Below are 623 nucleotides of genomic sequence, written 5' to 3'. Positions count from 1 at the left end.
TGCTAACCGCGTTCGCGCAGTTCGTATTTTCTCGCAAAAGTGAAAGTAGCCCCTGATGCGCTTCAGAAGCTCGATGATGTCCGCCTGGTCCCGGAAATGCCGGCCGAGGTGATGATCATCAATGGCGGGCAAGCATTGCTTCGATACCCGGCTCCTTGACCAGAAGCTTTCGCGAAAACTGAAACGCCGATGCTGCCTGGGCCGGGTTGGGTGGGAAGAAATTAATTCAATGTTTTTCCGTCTACCGGTAATTTGTTTAACCGCATTATTCCGTCATCATCCTTTTCCACGATGTATCTTTCGAGCAAACTCCCCCATACTCCAAGGAAGGTTTGGCAATGCGGGCATCGAACAATGCTTTCCGTTGTAAGGAGCCGCGGAGATACAATGAGAATGCGACGACAGTGGTCACATTCAAATTCCGGATATGGGTTGGGTGCGGTCATACTGATCGCCATTCCTAGGGCTCCACTTCAGGACCTTTTTCTGTCTGGTGAACTCCCAGGCGCTCTGAAAGGCCCGTAGTTACCGCCCGCATCAGATGAGGTGTGTCTCGATCGAGACCATAGACGAAACCCGGAAAATCCAACGGTTTCTGTAAAGCCCATATCGCATCGTGTTGA

1 pseudogene is annotated in these 623 nt (G+C 51.4%); it reads left to right on the top strand.

What is annotated here, in order from left to right:
• Positions 1 to 21 precede the first annotated feature (21 nt).
• Positions 22 to 159, top strand: a pseudogene (locus CU102_RS31255) (beta-barrel domain-containing protein); the annotation flags it as partial.
• Positions 160 to 623: the final 464 nt, after the last annotated feature.

This window comes from Phyllobacterium brassicacearum, assembly GCF_003010955.1.
GTDB lineage: Bacteria > Pseudomonadota > Alphaproteobacteria > Rhizobiales > Rhizobiaceae > Phyllobacterium > Phyllobacterium brassicacearum.
Note: the sequence above shows the minus strand (reverse complement) of the source record. Positions and strands in the feature narration are given on the sequence as shown.